This window comes from Pseudomonas kielensis, from assembly GCF_030505375.1.
In the GTDB taxonomy this organism is placed as follows: domain Bacteria; phylum Pseudomonadota; class Gammaproteobacteria; order Pseudomonadales; family Pseudomonadaceae; genus Aquipseudomonas; species Aquipseudomonas kielensis.
In genome coordinates, this window is sequence record NZ_CP130043.1 from 1,980,959 (window position 1) to 2,001,586 (window position 20,628).

Genomic DNA, 20,628 nt, shown 5'->3' on the forward strand with positions numbered 1-20,628 from the left:
CGGCTCACTCGAATTCGTGGTGTAACGCCAGGGCGGCGCAAGACTGCGCCGCCTGGATCGTTACGATTAATGGATGGAGGATCAAAGGAGAACGCCGGGCGCTGCGGCCCGACGCTCCCCGCCAGCAACGTGGTTAAACCACGTTGACCCCGCTTTGCACCCAGAGTTGATGGGTCTCATCTTCCTGGCTGGTGTACACCACGTACTCCTGCCCGTTCTCCAGTTGCGTACTCCCCACCGACCAGTTGCCCGTCAGGTGGACACTGTCCTGCTCGTCGCCCTGGATAAACAATCTATCCGTCTCGGGTGATGTCACAGCCACCAGGTCTTCCAGGCTCACGGTCAGGTCGACCGCACTGAAGTCGTTCAGGTCGATGCTCTCGATATCGCTGACTTTACCGACCAGCAAGCTCAAGTTAATCGCCGCATCGCCACCGTCCCAGACCAGGGTGTCGAAGCCGTCCCCGCCATCCACCGCTGCAAACTCGGTGTCATGGATCGCGATATGGTCAGCACCGTCGGCACCTTCGGTGATCGTGGCCGAAGACGGTTCCTGCTCGAACGAAGCTGCGGCGAAGCCTGGGGCTTCGGTGGCAGGATCGCCCGGGTTGGCATCGTCCCAGACCAGATCGAGATCCGGCGAGTCAAGGCGTATGTACAGCGTGGCGGTGTCCTCCTGGCCACCTGGGGTGGTGAGTTTGTAGCTGAAGCTGTCCACTTGGCCGACATCCGCCAGCGCCAGACCCGGGGTCGGCGTGTAGCTGTAGTCACCGTCTGCGTGCAACGTCAGCGTGCCGTATTGCCCCTGCACCACTGCTCCGGTTTGCCCCGGGATGACGTAGACCCCGTTGATCAACACACTCAGTACCGTCAACGTCGACGGAATACTGTCTGCCACGGAGTGATCGCTGATCAGCAGGACATTGCCCGTTGCGGCGGTCGCAGCACCCGTGACGAACTCCGTCGGATAGGTGGTGCTCAGCGTCTGCGTAACGGTCACTTCGGTACCCACCAGCGCCTTGGCCGTCGATGACGACAGTCGGTACTGACCTTCACCCAGCGTGAAGGTATGAGAGGCCGCGGTGGTGCTTTGCCCCGGCACGTTCACCCAATCAGTCCCATCGAACGTCTGCAGGACAATGGTTGTGACTGCAGTCGATCCAGAGCTATTGACCACAAGCTCTGCCGTCGTGCCACTGGCGACCGTGACGGTCTCCCCGACATGCGGGGTAACCGTGCCGAGCAACCCTGGCCCGAAGTACTGGATTGCCTCCAGGTCATCAACAACCACCCGGATATCGACATCTATCTGGGCAGTGCCGATGTCGTCGGTGGCAACCAGCGCCACCGTACCCGGTACCGACGGATCCACCGCACTCCAGGTAACCCCCGAGTCGGCGCTGTCGATGCGCACGTACAGGTTGGCCGAAGCCGTCCCGCCCGCCGCTGTCGTCAGTTGATAGGCGAAGGTATCGACCTTGCCGATGTTCGCCGCATCGCCATTTGGCGTGTAGCTGTAATCGCCATTGGCAAAGATCGTCAGCACACCGTACAGGCCGATTATTTCGGTGCCGAGCACAGGATCGACAGTGATCCCGTTGACTTCCTCGACCGTCGCATCCGCGGCGGTACCAGGAGCGTCCGGCAGACCTGACACGCCCTCATCGGTAATCACATTGCCGGTGATGTCAGCCCCTTCTACGACAAACTCAGTCAGGCTCTCCTGCGTGACGTTGACAACTGCTGTCGCGCTGGAGAGTACTGCGACCAGGTTAGGGTCCAGGGTCAGCGTGACGCGGTACTCACCCGCCGCCAGGCCTTCGACCTTCGCCGTGGTAGTGGTCCCCATCAACCCAAGCAGATCGAGCAGACCGGAACCGTTGCTACCTTGCGCCACCGTGGTCCAGCCGCCAGCACCATCACTGACTTCAAGCTTGGCGGTAACCCCACCGCCGATCAGGGAGAGCAAGTCACCCTGGCTGAACGTCAGGCTCAACGTGCCTTCGGAGTTCTCAGCCACCGTGAAACTGCGCACCGCCGGAGGCGAGCCAATCGCGATACCCAGCACATCCAGGAGCCTTGAGACCTGCATATCCTGAAGTTGGGTCTCGGTGGTAACGGGTTTAAGGGTCAGATTTGCCGTGGTCAGATCGTCGTAGGCGGTTAGGTCGGCGTCCGCATCGGCATCGGCATCGGCATCGGCGTCAGCGTCAGCATCGGCGTCAGCATCGGCGTCAGCGTCAGCGTCAGCATCCGCATCAGCGTCGGCATCCGCGTCAGCGTCGGCATCGGCATCGGCATCGGCGTCCGCATCGGCGTCCGCGTCCGCATCGGCATCGGCATCGGCATCGGCATCGGCATCAGCGTCGGCGTCGGCATCGGCATCCGCATCCGCGTCGGCATCGGCATCCGCGTCGGCGTCGGCGTCGGCATCGGCGTCGGCATCCGCGTCGGCGTCGGCGTCGGCATCCGCATCCGCATCGGCGTCCGCATCGGCATCAGCATCCGCGTCGGCGTCGGCGTCGGCGTCGGCGTCGGCATCGGCGTCCGCATCGGCATCGGCATCGGCATCGGCATCGGCATCGGCATCAGCATCAGCATCAGCATCAGCATCCGCATCGGCGTCAGCATCCGCATCCGCATCCGCATCCGCATCAGCATCAGCATCAGCATCAGCATCAGCATCAGCATCAGCATCAGCATCAGCATCAGCATCAGCATCAGCATCAGCATCAGCATCAGCATCAGCATCAGCGTCGGCATCCGCATCCGCATCCGCGTCGGCATCCGCGTCAGCATCAGCATCAGCATCAGCATCAGCATCAGCATCAGCGTCGGCATCGGCGTCCGCATCCGCATCGGCATCCGCATCCGCATCCGCATCCGCATCGGCATCGGCATCGGCGTCGGCGTCGGCGTCGGCATCAGCATCAGCGTCGGCATCGGCGTCCGCATCCGCATCGGCGTCGGCGTCGGCGTCGGCATCAGCATCAGCATCAGCATCAGCGTCCGCATCAGCATCAGCATCGGCATCGGCATCGGCGTCGGCGTCGGCGTCAGCATCCGCGTCAGCATCAGCATCAGCATCAGCATCAGCATCAGCGTCGGCATCGGCGTCCGCATCCGCATCCGCATCGGCATCCGCATCCGCATCCGCATCGGCATCGGCATCGGCATCAGCATCAGCGTCGGCGTCCGCATCCGCATCGGCGTCGGCGTCGGCGTCGGCGTCGGCATCAGCATCAGCATCAGCATCAGCATCAGCGTCCGCATCAGCATCGGCATCGGCATCGGCATCGGCATCGGCATCGGCATCGGCATCAGCATCCGCATCCGCATCGGCATCAGCATCGGCATCGGCATCGGCGTCGGCGTCCGCATCGGCGTCCGCATCGGCGTCAGCATCAGCGTCGGCATCAGCATCAGCATCAGCATCGGCATCGGCATCGGCATCGGCGTCAGCATCGGCGTCAGCATCGGCATCGGCATCGGCGTCGGCATCGGCATCAGCGTCGGCATCAGCATCGGCATCGGCATCCGCATCCGCATCCGCATCCGCATCCGCATCCGCATCCGCATCCGCATCCGCATCCGCATCCGCATCCCCATCAGCATCGGCATCGGCATCGGCATCGGCATCAGCATCAGCATCAGCATCGGCATCGGCATCGGCGTCGGCGTCAGCATCGGCATCGGCATCGGCGTCCGCATCCGCATCGGCGTCGGCGTCGGCGTCGGCGTCGGCATCAGCATCAGCATCAGCGTCCGCATCGGCATCGGCATCGGCATCGGCGTCAGCATCGGCATCGGCATCAGCATCCGCATCCGCATCCGCATCCGCATCCGCGTCGGCGTCGGCGTCGGCATCGGCATCGGCATCGGCATCGGCGTCGGCGTCGGCGTCGGCATCCGCGTCCGCATCAGCGTCGGCATCGGCATCGGCGTCAGCATCGGCGTCGGCATCCGCATCAGCGTCGGCGTCGGCATCGGCATCGGCATCGGCGTCGGCGTCGGCATCGGCATCAGCGTCGGCGTCGGCGTCGGCGTCCGCGTCGGCATCGGCGTCGGCATCAGCATCCGCATCCGCATCGGCGTCGGCGTCAGCATCAGCATCAGCGTCCGCATCAGCATCAGCATCGGCATCGGCATCGGCATCGGCATCGGCATCGGCATCGGCGTCAGCATCGGCGTCGGCGTCGGCGTCGGCGTCAGCATCAGCATCAGCATCAGCGTCCGCATCAGCATCCGCATCCGCATCCGCATCAGCGTCGGCGTCGGCGTCGGCGTCAGCATCCGCATCGGCGTCGGCGTCGGCATCGGCATCCGCGTCCGCATCCGCATCGGCGTCGGCATCGGCATCGGCATCGGCATCGGCGTCAGCATCGGCATCCGCGTCGGCATCGGCGTCGGCGTCCGCATCGGCATCGGCGTCAGCATCGGCATCGGCATCGGCGTCGGCGTCGGCGTCAGCATCCGCATCGGCATCCGCATCCGCATCGGCATCGGCATCGGCGTCAGCATCGGCATCCGCATCCGCATCGGCGTCGGCGTCAGCATCGGCATCGGCATCGGCATCGGCATCAGCGTCCGCATCGGCATCGGCATCGGCATCGGCGTCAGCATCCGCGTCGGCATCCGCATCCGCATCGGCATCCGCGTCCGCATCCGCATCCGCATCCGCATCAGCATCAGCATCAGCATCAGCATCAGCATCAGCATCAGCATCAGCATCAGCATCAGCATCGGCGTCGGCATCCGCATCCGCATCCGCATCCGCGTCAGCATCGGCATCCGCGTCGGCGTCGGCGTCGGCATCGGCATCGGCGTCCGCATCGGCGTCGGCGTCGGCGTCGGCGTCGGCATCAGCATCAGCATCAGCATCCGCGTCAGCATCAGCGTCGGCATCGGCATCGGCATCGGCGTCAGCATCGGCATCCGCGTCGGCATCGGCGTCGGCGTCCGCATCGGCGTCAGCATCGGCATCGGCGTCGGCGTCGGCGTCGGCGTCAGCATCAGCGTCGGCATCGGCGTCGGCGTCGGCGTCGGCGTCGGCGTCAGCATCGGCATCGGCGTCCGCATCCGCATCGGCGTCGGCGTCGGCATCAGCGTCCGCATCAGCATCGGCATCGGCATCGGCGTCGGCATCGGCATCGGCATCGGCGTCGGCATCGGCATCAGCGTCGGCATCGGCATCAGCGTCGGCGTCGGCATCGGCATCGGCATCAGCGTCGGCGTCGGCGTCGGCATCGGCATCGGCATCGGCATCGGCATCGGCATCAGCATCAGCATCAGCATCAGCGTCAGCGTCAGCGTCAGCATCGGCATCGGCATCGGCATCAGCGTCGGCATCAGCGTCGGCATCGGCATCGGTGTCGGCGTCAGCATCGGCGTCAGCATCGGCATCGGCATCGGCATCGGCATCAGCGTCGGCATCCGCATCCGCATCCGCATCGGCGTCGGCATCGGCATCGGCATCGGCATCGGCATCCGCATCAGCGTCGGCATCGGCATCGGCATCCGCATCGGCATCGGCATCGGCATCCGCATCAGCATCAGCATCAGCATCAGCATCAGCATCAGCATCAGCATCAGCATCGGCATCCGCATCGGCGTCGGCATCGGCATCGGCATCGGCGTCGGCGTCGGCGTCCGCGTCGGCATCCGCATCCGCATCCGCATCGGCATCAGCGTCGGCATCGGCATCAGCATCGGCATCGGCATCGGCATCGGCATCGGCATCGGCGTCAGCATCCGCATCCGCATCCGCATCCGCATCCGCATCAGCGTCGGCGTCAGCATCGGCATCCGCATCCGCGTCAGCATCAGCGTCGGCGTCGGCATCCGCATCGGCATCGGCATCGGCGTCGGCGTCGGCGTCGGCGTCGGCGTCGGCGTCGGCATCGGCGTCGGCGTCGGCGTCGGCGTCGGCGTCAGCATCAGCATCAGCATCAGCGTCCGTATCATCGATATCCGGAGCAGTTACCTGGGACGGGCCTGAGACGTTTTCTGCAGCATCGGTCAGCGTTACCGTGATGGTTTCGCCGTTGACTTGAGGGGTGGTCAGCACGACTTCGAAGGTGCCATCGGTGCCAACCGTGCCGGTGCCAATGACGTTGCCGTCGGCATCCTTGAGGGTGACCGTGGTTTCTGGCTCGCCTTTACCGGTGACGGTGGTGCCATCGGCACTGACGACCAGGTCGGTGGGGGGCGCAGGAGCGGTGGAGTCGTGCGCGTCGACAGTCGCCGGGGCAGAGACGTTGCCGGCGCTGTCGGTGAGTGTTGCGGTCAGGGTTTCGCCGTTGGTTTGCGGCGTGGTCAGCACAACTTCGAAGGTGCCATCGGCGCCGACCGTGCCGGTACCAATGATGTTGCCGTCAGCATCCTTGAGGGTGACGGTGGTTCTAGGTTCACCTTTACCGGTGACGGTGGTGCCATCGGCACTGACCGCCAGGTCAGTCGGAGCATCGGGCGGGGTGATGTCCCGCTCTTCGACGACGATGCCGGGGGCATTGACGTCCGCTGGCGCGGACACATTGCCGGCGGCATCGGTCAGCGTCGCGGTGAGGGTTTCACCGTGGGTTTTCGGGGTGTCGAGCGTGACCACGAAGGTGCCATCGGCGCCGACTGTACCGGTACCGATCACGTTACCGTCGGCATCCTTGATGGTGACGGTGGTGTTGGGTTCGCCTTTGCCGCTGACAGTGCTGCCGTCGGTGCTGACGGCAAGATCGGTCGCGGCCGCCGGCGCGGTGGTATCGCTGGCGTCGACGCTGGCCGGTGCCGAGACGTTGCCCGCCGCGTCGGTCAAGGTGGCCGTCAGGGTTTCGCCGTTGGTTTGTGCTGGGTTCAAGGTGACGACGAAGGTGCCATCGGCGCCGACCGTGCCGGTACCAATCACATTGCCATTGGCATCCTTGATGGTGACCGTGGTGTTGGGCTCACCCTTGCCGCTGATGGTGCTGCCATCGGCACTGACGGCCAGATCGCTCGGTGCGGCGGGAGCCGTGGTGTCGCCAGCGGTGATGGTGCCGGGAGCGGAGACATTGCCCGACGCGTCAGTGAGGCTGACCTCGACTGTTTCGCCGTTGGTTTGCGGGGTGTCCAGGTTGACCTGGAAGTTGCCATCAGCGCCTACGGTGCCCGTGCCGATGACGCGACCATTGGCGTCCTTGACCGTCACCGTCGAACCCGGCTCCCCACGACCACTGAGTAGCGTACCCGTGGGATCAAAAGCCAGGTCGGTAGGGGCGTCTGGAGGCGTCGAGTCGACGTCACTGCCGCCGCCACCGCTGCCCCCATGTCCACCAAAGAATATTGCTGCAGCACCGCCGACTCCCAGCAGGCTCAGCCCCCACGCCAGCCAGTCTGGTGTGGTGCTGCCCGCCGCCGTGGCGGCCATCAGGTCTTCCAGGGTGCCGATTTCGCCAAAGGTAAAACCGGAATACGGCGAGGAGTAACTCCCCAGGAACAGGGTCCCGTCGTTGTCTTCCAGTACCAGTTGGTTGGGTTCGCCATCGCTGCCGACCACAAAGAAGTTCTGGACCGTGACCGTGCCACCGGACTTCAGGGTGATGACCAGATTCTTGCCCGATTGCTGCATCGACTGGACGCTGCTCGGGCTAATGGGCACTTTTACAATACTGGTTCCGTTCAGGGCGACATTACCGAACGCTTGTTCGGTCGCCGCCCCCGTCGCCTTATCGACAATTACAATATTCTTCATCGCACACCTGTTTTTTATTTCAGCTAGTCGAATCCCATAACAAAATCGACTCGAACGCGTGCACAGCTTCTTAAACAGAGGCTGAGCATTCGAATAAGCGAAAGTTATGTAAAAGTTTTAATCCAGAAGTAGTAGTCAACCCACGCCGGAGCGCTCACTGGGTGCAAGGTGTTTAACCTGGCCCACACGTGGGAAGTTGGACTTGCACAGAGGAGTTGCAGCGCCATGCTGCAAGGACGTCAAGCGGAGGAACCAGCGCTTGCGGAGGGCTTTGATCACCGTAGACGCTCCCTGTCGTATGCCCGTCATCGGGGTTCACATCCTTTCGTCAAACGTATCGAGCACGCCTGTGAAAAGCTGCAAGAAGTAAGCAAAAACCGTCGTGATAGAACTTCCCAACACACTGAAAACGGTTCGCTTACAAGGATACTAACCAGCAAAAAGTTGGCGTCAAAGAAAAAAGTTAACGCCGTCAATACCCACATTAAAACAACGGCAAAGAAGATTGGGCGCGGATGTTAGATGAATTGAAAACAGAACGTATCGGATGATAATTTCATTATCATAAAAGAATACTGAAGGCGGTTTTCAACACCTTTGAAGAGCAAAAGCATGTACAAAGCATTAAGCATTTAGGCTTGTTACATTTGGAAATATATTTGCCGAGAGATTCCCGGACAACACCGGACATACACTCGACCGTGCTGGCCGATCAGACCTCGAGCCGACTCACCGCGCCCGCCAAAAAAACCTTTCAAGCGGCACACGGAACAAAAACCGTTCGGCGACCACCAACACTAGAAGGGCTGCGCAGCTCAATGGAAGTAGCCGTCAAGCGCAGCAACAGGCGTCGTTTGCTTCGACCCTGGCCATGGAGTGCCCCAAGGGGCGACATGTCGGGGGCCATTCCCTGTATGGAGATAGAGAAACCATGAGAGTTCTGTCGTTGTTCGGCACCCGCCCCGAAGGCATCAAAATGGCCCCTTTGGTCCATGGCCTGGCCGGTACCAAAGGCATCGAGAGCATTGTCTGCACCACCGGCCAACACCGGCACATGCTCGACCAAGTACTGCAGTTGTTCGACATCAAGGTCCACCACGACCTGGACGTGATGCTCCCGGGGCAAACCCTCAATGGCCTGTTTGCGCGCTTGATGACGCGGGTCGATACCCTGCTCGAAGAGGTCAAGCCCGACTGTGTGCTGGTGCACGGCGATACCTCCACGGCAACCGCTTGCAGCCTGGCCGCGTTCCACCGGCGCATCCCGATCGGGCATGTCGAGGCAGGCTTGCGCACCGGCGACCTGACCCAGCCGTTTCCCGAGGAAATGAACCGCCGCGTGGTCGACGTCATGGGCAAATGGCTGTTCGCGCCCACCGTGACCTCGCGCAACAACCTGCTCAAGGAAAACCTCGAGGGCCGTATCTACGTCACCGGCAACACGGTGATCGATGCCCTGGAGCTGACGCTGCGCAAGCTCGACCACAACCCGGACATGGAGGCCAACCTGGCCGCGCGTTATGCCTGGGTCGACCCGGCACAACGCCTGGTGTTGGTGACCGGTCACCGCCGCGAGAATTTCGGCGATGGTTTCATCCAGATCTGCTCGGCCCTGGCGGAGCTGGCCAAGCGTGAAGATGTGCAGATCGTCTACCCGGTGCACTTGAATCCACAGGTGCGCGACGTCGTGATGGCGACCCTTTCTGGCCTGCCCAACATCCACCTCATCGAGCCGCTCGATTACCTGGATTTCGTCTGGTTCATGCGGCGCGCCTACCTGATCCTCACCGATTCCGGCGGTGTTCAGGAGGAGGCCCCGCACCTGGGTAAACCGGTGCTGGTCATGCGCGACACCACTGAGCGCCCGGAAGCGGTAAGTGCTGGAACGGTGACGCTGGTTGGGACCCGCAAGGAGCGCATCGTCAACGCCGTGCAAACCTTCCTCGACGACGCCGAGCACTATCAGCGGGTGGCCCACAGCGTCAATCCATACGGGGATGGACACGCCACGACGCGGATCATTTCGGCCCTCACTGGCCGCCAATTTACCGAGTTTGATCCACCCATCCCGGCAATCCGCCCGTCCATCGGCTAAACTGAATAGTCAAAATTACGGCGCGCCAAAGCCAAGGCGCGCAAAAAGATAAAAATTACACCAAAATATTGACACATGACGCTGAGGCACTCCAAAGTGTGGGTGCCAATGCGGGGATGGATCCAAAGTTGCCACAGGGAAAGCTGATGGCTATTTGCCCCTCCTCCACTGTCAGTCATTGTTCGAGCTCATGCCGGCCCGTTTGTCAGGTCTGTATCCAGCTTGTGTCCAAGCTGAGCACCGTCACTGAGTTCGTGTACTTCGCCTGACCAGCACTCACGCACCTCCCCGAGGCCGTGAATGTGCAGGGCAGTCGTGAACTTTCACTTTTCAGATGCGGCCGATAACCACGCATGAATACTCTCTCGAATCGCCAGCAGTGCCTCACCCTCCTCAAGCAGGTCGTACTCGTCGCGCCTTTGGCCGCGCCGCTGTTCGCCATGGCGTCGCCAGGCAGCGATGCGTTGCGCACACTGGCCCAGGACGACTGGGTGCAACGCAGCGTTTCGCTGGCCGACATGGGCATCACCAACCCGGTGGTGCTGCAGGAAAGCGACAACCACCAGTCGTTCTTCCTGCCCGTGCCCAAAGGCGTTGCACTGGATGCGGCTTCGATCAACATCCAGGGCAATTTCATCAAGGGCGAAGCGGCACCCGCCGCTCTGCGCCTGTCCGTCGACGGGCGCCCGCTGTATGCCCAGAGCGTGACCGAGCGTGCCGGAGACCTGGCCCGGATACTGCCAGTCGAAGCCCGGCGCCATGCGTCCGGGTTTGTCGATTTCACCATCGACTGGAGTTCGCCCAGCGGCCAACACTTGTGCGAACCCACTCGCCAGAGCAGCAATGTGCTGACCCTGTCGCCCGACACCGCGCTGACGTATCGCTATTCGATGCGCGGCCTGAACACCCTGGCCGATGCCTGGAGCACGCTGCCAGGCAAACCGGTGATCCTGATCGCCGCCGGCAAGCTGGAGCACGCGAGCTTCGACAGCGCCTGGCGCCTGGGCGTGGCCCTGGAACGCAATGCCAAACGGGCTCAGGTCAAGGCCTTCCCAGCCGTGGGTGACGTGGTTGCCGTCGATCAACTGAACATGCCTGCAGCCTTGAGCAGCGTCGCGCCGTTCTCCGCGCTGACCGGCAAAGACCGCCACACCCTGGCCAGCGCCGCCGAGGTGGGTGCCTTGCTGGTGCTCGACGCCCCTGCGACCCGGGCTGACCTGGCCATCGCCGACGCCGCGCTGGTCGGCCAGATCAACGCCGCACTGGATGCCCTGCGCGATCAATTGCAGAACGATGACGACGCGGTCAAGGCCCTGGGAGAGTGGCGTGGCCGGCATGCCAGCGCCGCCCAGAAAGTCCCCGGCAGCCAGCAGATTCAACTGGCCAGCCTCGGCCATCAGGCCGTGATCAGCGTGGCCGCCGACGCCGGGGCCAAGGCCGCCGGCGTGTTCGACTCACATTGGCGCAACGTGCTTGTTTCCTCCGAGGCAACCATTCACCAGGCCGGTGAAACCGGGGAAGGCAGCGACCGCGAATTGCGGGTCGGCACGCTCGGTGGCTCGACCACCGCGTTTGATGTGGTGACCCGTGGCGAGTGGAATGCCGTATTCCCACTGAGCGCGGTGGCCGTCCAGGGCCGGATGCCAGGCGAGCTGATCCTGGATGTGGCCGCCGCACCCGGTGCGTCGATCACCCTGCCGGTGGCTTCGGTGCTGTGGAACGGGGTCCTGCTCAGCGCCAAGCAACTGAGGGCCGACGGCAAGCCCGAGCGCCTGACCGCCCGCGTCCCAGGCTATGCCCTGGGGGTGACCAACAACCTGCAGGTACGTTTCCAGCGCCAACCGGTCTCGCCCAACTGCGCCGAAATCCCCCAGGGGTATCCGGTCAATGTGTTGCCGAGCAGCTACCTGCGCTCCTCCGATGCCGAGCCGGACGGCACCTTCGTCGGCCTGCTGCCATTGCTGGCAGGCAACGCACAGGTGATCGTGCCCAAGACCGTCCTCGATACCCCGGCGGCCAACCTGCGCCAGATCATTCGCCTGGCCAGCGCCGCGTCGATATCACCGGTCAATGCCGAACTGACCCTGGCCGACAGCAGCCAGCCGTTCAAGCCAAGCAAGCCGTTCCTGTCACTGGATGTGCCGCTGGAAGGGGCCAAGCCGCTGATCGATGTCAAAGACCTGCAGCGCCTGCGTGCCGGTGGTGACGACAAGCGCCTGCTCGACCTGACGGGCCCACAACCGCTGAGCGCAGCCTCGGTGGTCGATTCGAACAGCCAGCATGGGGTGATCTGGTATGCCCTCGGCGACCCAGTGTTGACACCCGGGGTGCCGTTCGTATTCAACCAGGGCAATGCCGTGGTGCTGGGTGTGGAGGGTCCGCTGACCTGGGTCGATACCTCCGAGCCTGGCCTGATCGCATCGATGGGCCTTGGTGAAACGCCGTTCCATGAGTGGCGCAAGTACCTGGCGTGGGCCCTGCCGATGCTTGCTGCAGCCCTGCTCGGCTTGCTGGTACTGGGTGTTCTGGCGCGTCGCCACAAAAAGAAAAAAGGCTTGTAACGACCTGGGGAACAGCTCATGTCCTCGCTCTACCTGCCGTATCTGCTTGCGGACTACTATCACATCCTGGAGATCGTGACGGTCATCGTGGGCGTGCTGATCATGTTCTCCAGCCTCGATGACCTGTTCATCGATGGCTGGTACTGGGCACGCCAGGCGTACCGTTCGCTGATGGTCAAGCGCCGCTACAAGGCGCTGACGGCCGAACAACTGCGCTCCAAGCGCGAGCAACCGCTGGCGATCATGATCCCGGCCTGGCTCGAGTACGACGTGATCGCGCCGATGCTCGAGAACATGGTCGGCTCCCTGGAGTACAAGAACTACTACATCTTCGTCGGCACCTACTGCAACGACGCACGCACCATTGAAGAAGTGGAACGCATGCGCCGGCGCTACAAACAGTTGATCCGCGTCGAAGTCCCCCACGATGGCCCGACCTGCAAGGCCGACTGCCTCAACTGGATCATCCAGGCGATCTTCGCCCAGGACCTGCGCCAGCCCGAGCCGTTTGCCGGGGTCGTCCTGCATGACAGCGAAGACGTGCTGCACCACCTGGAGCTGCACTACTTCAACTACCTGCTGCCGCGAATCGACTTCATCCAGCTGCCAGTCACGTCCCTGGAACGGGACTGGTATGAGTTGGTGGCCGGCACCTACATGGATGAATTCGCCGAGTGGCACACCAAGGACCTGGTGGTGCGGGAAAGTATGTCGAAAATGGTCCCCTCAGCGGGCGTCGGCACCTGTTTCTCGCGCAAGGCCCTGCTCCAGCTCTCGGCAGAAACCAACAACCAGCCGTTCAACACCGCCACCCTCACCGAGGACTACGACATCGGTGCGCGGCTGGCGCGGCGCGGCATGAAGCAGATCTTCGGCAAGTTCCCGGTCGACTACATCGCCAAACGCGCCAAGTGGTTCGGCCAAGGCGAAGCGAACATGGTCGCGATACACATGCCCCTCGGTGTACGCGAATACTTCCCCGACACCTTCCGCACCGCCTATCGGCAGAAGGCCCGCTGGACCCTGGGTATCGGCCTGCAGGGCTGGAGCCAGGTCGGCTGGGAAGGCTCGCTGGCCACCAAGTACCTGTTGTTTCGCGACCGCAAAGGCCTGGTCACCTCCTTTGTGGCGATTGTTGCCTACATCCTGCTCGCCCAGCATCTGCTGTTCATGGTGATGACCTCGATGGACTGGTGGACGACCTACTACCCCTCGGTGTTCAGCCCCCACAGCGGGCTGATGCAGTTGATGTGGGCCAACGGCATCCTGTTGAGCCTGCGGGTGCTGCAGCGCGGGTATTTTGTCGGCCGCCTGTATGGCTGGGAACACGCACTGCTGTCGGCGCCCCGGATGATCATCGGCAACTTCATCAATGCCATGGCCGCCGCACGCGCCTGGCGCCTGTACCTGGGCCACCTGTTCCTTGGCAAGCCACTGGTCTGGGACAAGACCATGCACGACTTCCCGTCCGCCGACCAACTGGTCCAGCAACGCCTGCGCCTGGGGGATCTGTTGATGTCCTGGCGAGCGATCGACCAGGAGTCCCTGAACAAGGCACTGCAAGCCCAGGCCGCCGAGCACAAGCCCTTGGGGCAGATCCTGCTCGAACATGGCTACCTCGACCAGGCCACCCTGAGCGAAGCGATCTCCTTCCAGAACGACACGGGTCAGCCAACGGCTGCCAGCCCCACTGAACAACGCTCCTCAGAGACGCCATGACCCCTACTTCGCGCTTACTTGTGCTCACCGCAGCGTTGCTCTGCAGCTCGACGCTCCTGCCGCTGCCGGTGTCGGCCGCCGCCTATGAAGCGCCCCTGGAGGGCGAGGCCTGGCAACAGGCGGACCTGGCGTACAAGAGTTACCAGGCCGGCCGTTACCGCGATGCGCTGGAGCAGGTGAATGCCGCGCTGAAACTGCGGCCCGAGGTCGTGCGCCTGAATCTGCTGCAGGTCTATACCCTGCAAAAACTCGGACGCATCACGCAGGCCCGCCAGGCCGCACAGGCGGCAATCAAACGCGGCGTAGACGACCCGGCGCTGCGCGCCACCGTGAAAAACCTGCAACCCCAGGCAGCCGCCGCCACCGGCCGAGGACCGTCGGCGGCCTATCAGCGCGGTTTCCCGCTGGCGACCAAGGGGTATGCCGCCTACAACGCCGGCGACATGCCCGCCGCCGCCCGGGATGGCGAGCAAGCCTTCCGCGCCGACCCCAGCCAGGGCGCGTGGGCACTGCTTTGGCTCGACGCGCTGGAGGCCCAGGAAAAATGGCCCGAGGCAGTGAGCGCGGCCGACCAGGTGATCGCCCTGAACCCGCCGAACAAAAGTGACATCGAGGCCCGCCGCGCCATGTTGAAGCGGCGCATGGCGGTCCGGCCAACCCAACTGGCCTACCAGGCACTGATCACCAACCAGCCCGCCGAAGCATCCAGGCTGGCCCGCGAGGCCGTGAACCTCGCGCCGGACCTCGACAGCCAGCGCCTGCTGCTGGTCACCGCACTGCTCCAGGATAAACAGCCCGCCGCCGCCGAGCAGGCGGCCACCGAGGCCCTGGAACAGAACGACGAAAACACCGTGATGCTGGTGATGCGTGCCTACCTGCGCCAGCTCCAGGGCAAGAAAGACGCGGCGCGTGGCGACTTCGACGAGGCCATCGCCCAGGACTGGCTCGACGACGATCAACGGCGCAACGTGCGCCTGATCGCGATCGACGGGGCGCTGGCCTCCGGTGACACGGCCCGCGCCGAACAACTGCTCGGGCCATTGGACGCCGCCGACGAAGCCGTGCTCAAGCGCCGGGAAATCCTCGCCGAGGACAACAAACCCGCGGCCAAGCTGACCACCACGCTTTACCCCGCGCCCGCCCAGTCGTGCCATGACACACCCTATGGCACCCAGTGCGAATTGTTGCCCTCCGATCAAGTCACCGGTCCGGCCGGCCCTGCCACCGAAGCCTATGCCGCCTATGGCCGGCAGGACTACCAGGAAGCGATCAAGCAATCGCGCCTGGCCGTGGAACAAGCACCGGACAACCCCGACTACCAGCGCCTGCTGACCACATCCCTGGCCTCGGGCAACGCGGCCCAGACCGCCGAGGCCGAGCAGCGCCTGACCCGCGCCCTCGCCGCCTCGCCAAACGACGCCGACCTGTTCATGCAGCGCGGCTACGTGCGCCAGCGCAATCGCCAGCCGGACCTCGCGCTCCAGGACTTCAGCGCCGCACGGGCCACCGGCAAGGCACCGCCCACGGTGATCCTCAACGAGGCCTATGCCCAGTCGGCCATGGGCGACAACCCAGGGGCCGTGAAAAAACTCAAGAAAGCCATCGACATGGCCGACGCCAACCAGCTCGAACTGGATGACCAGCAGCGCTACAACACCCGTGGCGCGATTGCCGGGATGGACCGTGAATGGGGCGCGACCGTGTCGCTTGGCTACCGTGGGGCACAGCCCACCACCAACAGCAGCGGTGCCGGCTTGAGTACCGCGGGTGATTCGGTTTTCAGCACCTCCGAACTGTACTGGCGGCCAACCCAGTTCAATGACCAGAACGGCATTCTCGAAGTCTACGGACGGCTGACCAACACCCTGTATGACGAGGGCAGCGAGTTCGAGTCCAGCCAGTTCGTCGACCCCTGCAGTGGCAGGACGACCCTCGACAACCGCGACAGCAATGACCGAACCAACGGCTCAAGTACCACCAGCGGCTTCCCGAGCACCATCGGATCGCTGGGGGTGCGCTATATGCTGGCCGACACCGGCTTTACCTTTGGCCTGGAGCGCCGGTTTTTCCTCGGTTCGGCGACCCGCGAGGGCACCGTCTACCCGTCCAAGCGCGGCGATCAATGCGCGATCCAGAATGCGATCCAGCAGCAGAACGAAGCCAACGCGGCCACCAACAGTCCGGCAATCAACGGCATGCTCACCCGCTATCAACTCGACAGCGATGCGGGCGGCTGGCTCTCGTACATCACCTACGGGTTCTACAAAGGCACCGAGCTGCGCACCAATGAATCCAACTGGTTCACCATGGATGGCTACGCACAGCTGGGTTACGCCTGGGAAGACAACGACGCGACCTTCACCGCCTATGACGTGGACAGCCAGGGCAGCCGTACCCGGCAACTGGCCAAGACCGATGGCCAACTCAAGCGCCAGCAAGTGTTCGCCAGCAGCGAAGTGCGGGTCGGCCGCAGCCTGCGATTCGACCAACTGGGGCCCAACGTGGTGGTGTTCCCGCACATCGTCGGGGCCGTGGACTGGATCTGGCAGAAGGACCAGGCCACCGGCCTGGATTTCGGCAAGAACGATCAGATCGACCTGAGCAACGTCAGCCAGGACTGGTCACTGACCAATGACGCCACCTCCTGGTCCATGGGGGTCGGCCCCGGCGTCGCGGTTCGCTACTGGTTCCGCGAAGACCACTACAACGCTCCACGCTCCTCCCTGAGTTGGTCCATGCAGTACCGCTACCCGATTGGCGGCGGTGCTACGGAACGGGCCAAAGGGCTGTTCATGAACCTGATTTTTTCCTATTGAGCCCACTCGTCATAAGGACCTTTGCCATGTCACTTGCACGCCTGGTCACCCACCCACTCAAACGCCTGGGCGCCCCCCTGCTCGGCATGACGCTGGCTCTGTCGATGGCCGGCGCGCACGCCGAAGACTCCACGCTGGTGATTCGCGGCAGCGACGGCTGGTTGTTTCCCGGCTGGGGCAGCCTGACGGTGGTCGATACCAAGGCCATCGACGCCAACACCGCGCTGATCAACGATGCACGCCAGGCCCTGGCCGCCCGAGGCGTGCAATTGCAGGTACTGCTGCTGCCGGACAAGACCCTGTTCTATCAGGACAAGCTGCCGGCCGACAAAGCCCTGAGCCCGCCAGTCAAACAGCGCTACCAGACGATTCTCGGCAAGCTCAAGCAGGCGGGTATCTCGACGTTCGACGACGCCGCCGTACTGAGCCAACTGAAAAACTCGGGCAAGGACGTGTTCTACCGCACCGACCAGCACTGGACCCAGCCGGCCGCCGACGCCACCGCCGTGGCCACCGCCGAGCAGATCAAGCGCGACGTGCCGAACCTCAAGGGCAATCCCGGCACCGGCATGGCCCTGGGCAGTGAGTTCAAGGAACGCCGCTATGGCGACCTCGCCGAGCGCTTCCTGACCGAAGAGCAACGCAAGGCCACCGGCCGCGAAACCTTTGTCGTGCGCCGCCAGGACACCACCGGCGGCCTGCTGGATGCCACACCGGCACCGGTGCATGTCACCGGGCACAGCATGGTGCAGCCGTACTTCGGCTTCCCGCAGAAACTGTCCAATGCCCTCGACCGCCCGGTGTCGGTGAACTGGAAGCCGGGCAACATCGGCCACTGGACCATGCTCCTGGAATACCTGGAATCAGCCGATTTCAAGAAAAACCCACCCCAGGTGCTGGTGTGGCAAATGTTCGAGCCCAGTTATGCCTACGGCCCGCAAGCGTCGGGCATGTGGGACAACGCCTCGATCATGAGCGACAGCGCCTGGCGCCAACGCCTGCATGGCGCACTGGGACGCTGATCGATGGCAAACGAGCAAAAGCCGGTCTCGCACCGCATGAGCGCTGCCGCGATCATCGGCCTGTTAGTGGTCGGGCAGGCGGTCGGCATCTGGATGCTGCTGCACGCCAAGCTCGAACCAGGGCAACTCAAGCCCTCGGCCTGGGTCGACGGTTCGGCCGGGCAGGTGCTGGGGCACGTGATGAAACTGCCGCTGCAGGACGAGGCCGACACCCTCAGCTCGGCGGTACGTTATCGCTTCTTCGGTGACCTGGGTGCGCAGGTGGTCCAGGGCTGTCCGAACTGGTTGTTCTATCGCGATGGCCTGCGCGCACAACCCGGGGTACACGACGCCTATGAAGCCCGGGTGCGCCTGATGCAGCACTGGGTCGGCGACCTGCGCGCGCACGGCCTGCAAGTGCTGGTGGTGACGGTGCCGGACAAGTCGCGGGTGCAGACCGAAGGCCTGTGCGGCCTGCAACAAAGCGCCCAACTGCAGGCTCGCCTGCAGGGTTGGCAAACCCGCCTGGCACAGGCCGGCGTGCCCCACAGCGACCTGTATCCCGCACTGGCCCAAGGCAACGAGCCGCGCTTTTTCCACACGGATGTCCACATGACGGCAGTCGGCGCTCAAGCGGCCGCCGAAGTGGTCGGGGCCCAGGCCGTGGCGTTGCTGGGCAGCAAGGGCAGCCAGGCGTTCAACGTCTCGCCCCCCGGCACCGCCGTGCCGCGCATGGGCGACCTGATCAGCCTGGCCGGCCTGGAAAAGGCCAGCCCGGCCTGGCGCCCCGCTCTCGACATGGCGCAGCCGGTGAGTATCGAGCCGCTGCGCAGTGGCGGCCTGCTGGATGACACGCCGCCTGTGGAAGTGCTGCTGGCCGGTAGCTCCAACGGTCGGCGCAGCGAGTTTGCCGAACGCCTGGGGATGACCCTGGGGCGCCAGGTGTGGAACCAGAGCATGGACGGCGGCCAGTTCTCCGGTGCGTTGCTCGCCGCCCTGAAAAAACGCGACAAATGGCCTTCCAGCCTCAAGCTGGTCATTTGGGAGTTTTCCGAGATGGCCCTATCCCTGCCGCTGACGGCCGACGAACGCGCCGTGCTGGCCACATTGCCGAAGCAACAGGACGACCATGCTCTTTAACTCCTATCTTTTCCTCTTTCTGTTTCTACCGGTCACCCTGGCGGCCCACTACCTGTTCAGCGCCATCAGCCCGCGCATGGCCGCGGTGTGGTTGTGCATCACCTCGCTGGTGTTCTACGGCTGGTGGAACCCGCAATTTGTGATGCTGCTGATCGGCTCGATCGCCTTCAACTATGCGATCAGCCAGGTCATTCTCAGCACCGCCCACCGCCCGCGCCTGCAACTGGCGGTGGCCACAATCGGGGTGGCGGCGGACATCGCCCTGCTGATCCACTACAAGTACTTCGTCACCCTGATGAACTTCGCCCATGACTGGGGGTTTGGCAGCGGTCGCCTGGACGACATCATCCTGCCGCTGGGCATCTCGTTCTTCACCTTCACCCAGATCGGCTTCCTCCTCGATTGCCGCGCCGGCATCGTCAAGGAACGCAGCCTGCTCAGCTACGTGCTGTTCGTCACCTTCTTCCCGCACCTGATCGCCGGGCCGATCCTGCATCACAAGGAAATGATGCCGCAGTTCGCCAAGCGCGAAACCTACCGCTTCAACGCCGAGAACCTCAGTGTCGGCGGCATGCTGTTCGTCATCGGCCTGGCCAAGAAAGTGCTGTTGGCCGACCCGATCGCGCCCTATGCCGATGCCGGCTTCGCCCAACCCGGCGAGCTGCAGTTCTGGGCCGCCTGGGGCACGGGCCTGGCCTATGCGCTGCAGCTGTACTTCGACTTTTCCGGCTACTCGGACATGGCCCTGGGGCTGGCGAAGATGTTCGGCATCCGTTTCCCGCTGAACTTCAACTCGCCGTACAAGGCCAGCAGCATCATCGAATTCTGGGCGCGCTGGCACATGACCCTGACCCGCTACCTGACGGCCTACCTCTACTATCCGGTGGCCATGGCGGTGTCGCGCTACCGCACCCAACGCAACTTGCCGGTGGGCACCCAGGGCGTGTCGAGCCTGGGCGGGTTTGCGGCCACGATCGTCCTGCCGACCGCCTTCACCATGGGCCTGGCCGGCATCTGGCACGGCGCCGGGTTGCAGTACCTGATCTTCGGCTTGATGCACGCTGCCTACCTGTCGATCAACCACGCCTGGCGCATCTTCGTGGTGGGCCGCACACCGGTTGCCGAGCGCAAGAACAACCGCCTCAAGGAAGCCGGCTACGTCCTGTTGACCTTCGCCGTGGTGATCATCGCCCAGGCGTTCTTCCGCGCAGCCGACACCCAGGATGCGCTGCGGCTGGTAGAGGGCATGCTGGGTCTGCGCGGGTTCGACAGCCTGCCGAACGTGGTGTATCCGGCGCAGATTGCCTGGGGCGACGCCTGGCGGATGTTCATGGGCCGCCACCTTGATATCTTCCATATCATCGCCCTGCTGTGCGTGGTCTGGTTCCTGCCCAACTCGCACCAGATCATGGGCACGTTCTCGCCGGCACTGGCCAAGGCGCAGCCGACCGGACCGGCATTCCTGCGCTGGGCTCCAACGTTCAAATGGCTGGTAATCCTGGCCGCGTTGCTGTTCCTGTGCCTGATGAACCTGCACAAGGAAGCGCGCTTCCTGTACTTCCAATTCTGATCA

7 protein-coding genes and 1 pseudogene are annotated in these 20,628 nt (G+C 63.7%); 7 read left to right on the forward strand and 1 reads right to left on the reverse strand.

The annotated features are described in order from the left end of the window. Nucleotides 1–133 precede the first annotated feature (133 nt). Nucleotides 134–7,723: a BapA/Bap/LapF family large adhesin gene (locus Q1W70_RS09265; protein ID WP_302098788.1), complete on the reverse strand. Its 7,590-nt coding sequence runs from the start codon at nucleotides 7,721–7,723 to the stop codon at nucleotides 134–136. A 931-nt stretch (nucleotides 7,724–8,654) separates the two neighbouring features. On the opposite strand from Q1W70_RS09265, the gene wecB reads away from it, so the two are divergent. The 7 genes and pseudogenes from wecB (at nucleotide 8,655) to Q1W70_RS09300 (ending at nucleotide 20,625) form a co-directional block, all read left to right on the forward strand. Next, nucleotides 8,655–9,818 carry a non-hydrolyzing UDP-N-acetylglucosamine 2-epimerase gene (gene wecB, locus Q1W70_RS09270; RefSeq protein WP_302098789.1) on the forward strand — a complete coding sequence of 388 codons (1,164 nt, stop codon included), beginning with the start codon at nucleotides 8,655–8,657 and terminating at the stop codon, nucleotides 9,816–9,818. 353 nt (nucleotides 9,819–10,171) lie between these two features. After that, on the forward strand, nucleotides 10,172–12,379 hold the full coding sequence (locus tag Q1W70_RS09275; RefSeq protein ID WP_166592222.1) for a hypothetical protein: 2,208 nt from the start codon (nucleotides 10,172–10,174) through the stop codon (nucleotides 12,377–12,379). 18 nt (nucleotides 12,380–12,397) lie between these two features. Next, nucleotides 12,398–14,041, forward strand: a pseudogene (locus tag Q1W70_RS09280) (glycosyl transferase family protein); the annotation flags it as partial. Nucleotides 14,042–14,094: 53 nt separating this feature from the next. Next, on the forward strand, nucleotides 14,095–16,914 hold the full coding sequence (locus Q1W70_RS09285; RefSeq protein WP_302098790.1) for an NfrA family protein: 2,820 nt from the start codon (nucleotides 14,095–14,097) through the stop codon (nucleotides 16,912–16,914). Nucleotides 16,915–16,940: 26 nt separating this feature from the next. Next, complete coding sequence (locus tag Q1W70_RS09290) at nucleotides 16,941–17,936, forward strand: alginate O-acetyltransferase AlgX-related protein (RefSeq protein ID WP_265537037.1); 996 nt, start codon at nucleotides 16,941–16,943, stop codon at nucleotides 17,934–17,936. 3 nt (nucleotides 17,937–17,939) lie between these two features. After that, nucleotides 17,940–19,055: an alginate O-acetyltransferase AlgX-related protein gene (locus Q1W70_RS09295; protein WP_166592226.1), complete on the forward strand. Its 1,116-nt coding sequence runs from the start codon at nucleotides 17,940–17,942 to the stop codon at nucleotides 19,053–19,055. After that, the gene (locus Q1W70_RS09300; protein ID WP_166592227.1) at nucleotides 19,045–20,625 is read left to right on the forward strand and encodes an MBOAT family O-acyltransferase; all 1,581 of its coding nucleotides are present in this window, start codon (nucleotides 19,045–19,047) and stop codon (nucleotides 20,623–20,625) included. Before Q1W70_RS09295 ends, Q1W70_RS09300 begins: the two co-directional genes overlap by 11 nt. Nucleotides 20,626–20,628 lie beyond the last annotated feature (3 nt).